Genomic DNA, 5,346 nt, shown 5'->3' on the forward strand with positions numbered 1-5,346 from the left:
ACCATTGTTCCGCCGACCGACGCATACGCTTGGTCATCGAACCATTGTGATGGATATCTTCCATCCCCACAGCATCGCATCAGCCCACACGCCACAAAAGACGGGTTTTATGAAACGCTTACCGGCGTTTGGCGCTCTTATCACGGCCGCGATGGATCGCCCATCTTCTTCCACCGCTTTTGCGTATGCGCTATTACCTGATGGGCAAAGCTGGAGTGGACGCGATTCCCATAGCCACAATGGTAGTAACTGCCGCTGCGTAGACATGCCCAGCCGAACATCCGGTTCAGCTACTCTTTTTCGGAGGCTCCCACCCCTCGGGGGCTTGCATCACATACTGAATGAGCATGAAAGCTCCATTATCATTCGCCCCCCCGGCAGACTGAGCCGAGAGGATCGTCCACCCATTATCGAGCAAGTGCCGAAGAAATCCATTTCCCCCATAGCTATCCTCGCCGACGCCTCCAACCGGGATCTCAATGGCAAGCCGGTGCAAGTCCTTTTGATCACTGCTACCAATGTTAAAATTCTGCGCTGCGAATGCGACTGGTACTATCATGTGAACACGACCATTATTGCTCATGATCACTCTCGCCTGGGTTTCAGAAACGCCTTTCCGCACACAACAGTCGTGGACGGACGGGCAACAGCTTAGCTGCGCATAATCCCGTCCGCAAGATGTGGGGCCGCGATCGCGCACGGTGCATCTCATGACTTGATGATTCTTTCCAGAACTTCGGCTCTCACGTCGTCGGCCTGAATGGCACAAATGGAAGTGGATGATTTCAACCGCTTTGCATGTGCAGCATGAATCGGAAACGCCGACACAAGAATCCCTCTTGCGGCGATCCCGCCATGAATCTTCAGGTTGTTCTCCAGTTTCTGGATGTGCTCCTGCTTGACGTTTCCAGCCTTGCACTCCACAAGCCACAATCGCTTACCGTCCGTAAACACACAGTCACACTCGCCGCTGGGTGGTTCATTGAAGTGCTGACTCTTCCCTGAATAGTTCACCTCCAATCCAATACGCACATCATGAATCACTCCTCGCTCTTCGAGCTCCCGCAACAGGGAACAGACATACTCCTCAAGCCATCCACCGCCGAGATACTGCCCATAGTCGTCGCACGCAGAAATACGGCAACTCTCGCCGTTCAGGACAAGAGTCGCATCGCCCTTCGCGGTGAAAGAGGCCTGCGACTTTCCCCACTTCCAACCGAAAGGGGGGTTACGGCGCTTGCCCCAAGGCAACCTGTAGTTCCGAAACTCGGGAGTCATATACAGTTGCCCGAGCGTCCTTCTCGCCTCCCACAACTCCTTGGTGATGTCCATTCGAGCCGCGCGTCCCGGATTGTCTTGCCATCGGCCGGCCGTAATCACATCAAAGCCGTTAACAACGAAGAACTCATCGACGGACTTCGCGCCGTTGAACGGGACGGTCACACCGTCACGGATGAAGATGATATTGTGGTTGTTGATCTCGAAATAGAACGGCTCAAGTCCACGCTCCCAGCACGCGGCCAAAGCACCGGCAAACATCAGCTTCGTTCCCCCCGTCAGATTCACCGCCACCCTTGCCGTGGACGGTAACTTGGATACCTGCTTCTCAATCGCCCTCCGCGTATCGGCTGGTTTGAACGCATCCTGGATGGTTACGGTCTTGCTCTGACACGCTTCAGGAAGGCAGCGCGACAGGACATTCCCAGCATGCTGGTAATCTTGAGTCGTAATGAATACGTGAAGCCCCGCCTTGAACTGAAGCATGCCAAAGTAAATCGGTATTCGCTCTCGCCCAAGCAAGTGGATTATTGCGTCGTACTCGGACGGCTTGGCAGTCTGTGGCCCGGCGACCACCGGCATCAGCAAGTCCTTGGGCAGTTCTACTGTTTCGGGCGGATTTCGAGGGTTAGAACTGGCGATGACGGCGATATTGTGCTGAGGGTGGGCCCGTGCAATCAGCGCCCACGTGTAGGCCATGACCGGTGTTCCGGGGCTGACATAGGCCGTGATTGTCTTTTCGGATGTATCAGCCAAGGCGTGGCTCACCGCAAATGCGGCCGCGTCGAAAATTGCCTGGGCGTCGTTCAGGTGTCTCAGTTCCCGTGAGATGACTTGAATATTGCAGGACACTCCGTTGGTTGCCAGCTCTGTCTTCAGCCAATCCGCGAAAAGCATGTGCCCGGACTCCGTATTGCTCAGGGCATCCACGGATTGCTGTGCTTTGTCGCGAGGGATTTGAAGACGCGTTTCCAGGTCCGAGGTCCTCCACTTCTCCCACTTCGCACGGAGTTCACCCGCAAAGCCCTGTGAAGACTTGTTGGGGTTCGTGTAAGCCAAGATCACAACATCGGTATACTTCTTAATCTTGAGGGCGCTAAGAATCGGGCCATCGGTCGGTTCCAGGCCGAGTGCCGCGCGGAGGTCAGTGATTCCGTACCAAGTGAGCAGATAGTGCTTCATGCAATCCTTCCTTTCAGTCGTCATCCGTGTCCGAGATGCCCGTGATGTGAATGGCGTTTGCGCCGTCGTCGCCGGTCAGGTACAACCGCAAAGCGAATAGCAAGTCCGGGGTGCGGATGCCCTTGGGCTTCTGGGTGTTGATCTGGACACGTGAGAACAACGTCGCATTCGATTCCGCAACAATGCCCTCGATTCGGTCAACTTGTTCCGCAAACTGCTTCGTAATCTTTTGGTGAGGCTGCAGAAGCATTCTGATGTCAGGATCGTCCGACGCGCGGGTGCGCAATAGCCCGAGCAGGAGTTCCAACGGCTCAGCTGTCGCACGCACCCAGTTTCGTCGCTCCCATTTGTCGTTCCTCCGAACGGTTTCCATTCCTAGCGGATGAACATTGCACAGCCTTTGCGACAGCGCACTGAGCAACGCCTTCAGTTCACTCAACGAGAAGCGCTCAATGAAGTGCCGCTCCCGCCAGATAGCGTAGGCGAATACACTGACAGCGTCACTCCACGGACATGAAGCGAGACGGTCAAAGATGTATTGCTGCCACTCTTGAGAAACGTCACCCAACGCAAACCCGACGGCTCGTGGATCGCGAATATGCCCGTTCTCAACCTGTTCTGTAACCCACTGGACGCACGTATCCACGGTGTCCTTGTGGAGACAGGCCAGTAGGAACATCATCTTGCGGGCTACGACGTCGGATGGAAGACTATCCAGCAGTGCTGTGAGCAGCGCATTAACTTCGCGACTGAACGCCATGGGGCAGTCGCCATCTGTGATTGAGCGTGCATCTGCCCAGATTATTGACATGCGGTTCTGCAGGCTACGTTCCCTGAACGCGACGACCCGTTGCTTCGCTTCCGTGGAATAACGCACGTCGCTGTCCATCGATATGTCGAAAGCCGCCAGTCCAGCCGATGTGTGCCTGATGGTGCCATATAGTTCGGTGCCGTACGGGAATACAGCGTTCGGGTCACCATCCTGATGAGTGTTAAGTTGCCTAGAATTGCAGTAGTATTCCTCGCCATCCTCATTAGCTGCAAATGCAAACCAGTACTCGCTCCCACTACTGTCGTTCTTCCGACGCCATGACTTCGATATCGTCATCCTCTGGCGATGTGGAATCAGCTCAACAAGACGGTTCAGCGAGTCAATGAGCCATGCAAGCAGATCGACCTCGTTTCCCTGAGGATCGCGCCAACGACGCAAGTCTTGCCACGACAATGGGGGTGGAACATCTGGCGCAGGCGCATCGGTTACAACCTCTTCGACCATGCGTTGCCAGGTGGCGCGAACAGGCGGGAAGGAATTGTCGAGCGGAGCGAACATCAGTGTGTAGGGTTCGTCTTCGCCGTAGCGAAAGGTGAGAACGAGTTCGCATTCGGTGTTCGATGCCAGTGGGAAGGCGGGCGAATCAAGACGGGCGGCAAACCTGAGCTCGGCGGCGTTCTCGCCCTGGGATAGAGGGAACTGATAGAAGCGCCTGCCTGCTGGCAGCGCAAAGCGCTCCTCAATCGGTATCTGTACGGATAGGCCACGGATGGGCTTGATTGTTGTGCCCCGTGACACGAGGTAGAAGCGCTGGTAGTGTCCGTCTTTCATCACCTTGATGGAGAGCTCGGGAATTTGGTCGCGCCAGAGGGGTATGTCCTCGGCGCGTGCCTGCAAGGCGTGAAGGCGAATGCCGCCCGCGACGGGGCTGTGTGACAAATTGATGCAAAATGCAAATTGTCCGATGCGCGGGTCCGCCTTGAGGCGTTGCGAATCAATGAACTGGGGACGCTCGGGGAGAGCCTTGTCGTGCCACTTTCCGGTGCCGTCCACAGTGACCGTGTCGTACCGCTGCTCATCGATACCGTCGTGTTTTGAGAGGACTACCGGTGGGCATCGCTCCCAGTAGTATCCTTTGGTTTCGGGAAGGCACATCTTTAGATCGGCGTCAAATCGGGCGAGAAGCTTGGTCGCGCAGGTAGTGCCGCCAAGGGTATCAACGACAACGACGGAATAGCCGTCTCTGGTGACGCGAGCGTAGTCGACCTGCTCGAACAGGGCTGCAACGCCGCGTGGGAGGGGTTCGGCACCCGGAAATCGTGCGTTTAGATTTCTGCGGATGATGTCCAGTTCAAAGTCGTTCAAGGCATCCGGGACTAGCCAGATGAGCGTGTCGTCCTTGAATGTGTCGCGCAAACGGGCAGCAAAGGTTCGGGCGGCGCGGTCAAGGAGGTGGCCTGGAATGTTATCGCCGGCGAAAAAGAGGTCGGGCGAGCCAATGGTAGTGGCGTCCGGGTGAAGGTGTGCGGCATCGGAGTTGAGGAGAGCGATGTCTACGGTATCCGCATCGTTCCTCCACTGCTGCCACAGATACGTTTCGGTCAACGCCTGGGAGCCCCCAGCCGCATCTGCGAATCGCGGGCGCAATTCAACAAGGTCGAGACAGACCGCTTGTTCAACTGCTCGCTCCCCGGTGGATCGGCCAACCCTTCGTGCGACCCTTTGAATTATGGGTTCAGGACTCCATGTTCGGATTGTGAACGCCTCGTACTCGAACAGAACGGGCATTTCTGCGAACAGATGTATCCCCTGGTGGTACATACGCCCATACTCCACCCATTGCCGCATCGTCTCTTCACGGGCAGCGAGCTGTGCGAAGTCACGCGCGATGTCGTGGTCAAGAGTCTGCATCCTGCGCCATGCGTCCCAGATGCGACGATAATCGCGGTGGGCGAGCAGCGTATTGTTTGGCGGCAGGTTCTCCCAGCAGCCGTAACCGTTCACGGCCCTGCGGGTAATAGGGCGGGAATGGGTTGATGGTGGATGGCGGCGTTGAAGGCGTCGCGGAGATAAGCGAAGACAGATCGGCCCTGTTGCGTCAATGTGGCGATCGT

General features: G+C 56.4%; 3 protein-coding genes. 1 reads left to right on the top strand and 2 read right to left on the bottom strand.

Annotated features, from left to right (window positions below; translation table 11 throughout):
• Positions 1-655, top strand: a 655-nt coding sequence (locus WC026_RS17095; protein ID WP_372712215.1) for a hypothetical protein, incomplete at its 5' end; no start/stop codon positions are given.
• 53 nt (positions 656-708) lie between these two features.
• On the opposite strand, the gene WC026_RS17100 is transcribed toward WC026_RS17095, so the two are convergent.
• Both WC026_RS17100 and WC026_RS17105 read right to left on the bottom strand, forming a co-directional pair.
• Positions 709-2,460 (bottom strand): Card1-like endonuclease domain-containing protein, encoded by a 1,752-nt coding sequence (locus WC026_RS17100; protein ID WP_372712216.1) that lies wholly within the window; start codon positions 2,458-2,460, stop codon positions 709-711.
• A 13-nt stretch (positions 2,461-2,473) separates the two neighbouring features.
• Positions 2,474-5,236: a DNA-binding protein gene (locus WC026_RS17105; RefSeq protein WP_372712217.1), complete on the bottom strand. Its 2,763-nt coding sequence runs from the start codon at positions 5,234-5,236 to the stop codon at positions 2,474-2,476.
• Positions 5,237-5,346 lie beyond the last annotated feature (110 nt).

The organism is Hyphomicrobium sp., from assembly GCF_041674905.1.
Lineage (GTDB): Bacteria > Pseudomonadota > Alphaproteobacteria > Rhizobiales > Hyphomicrobiaceae > Hyphomicrobium_B.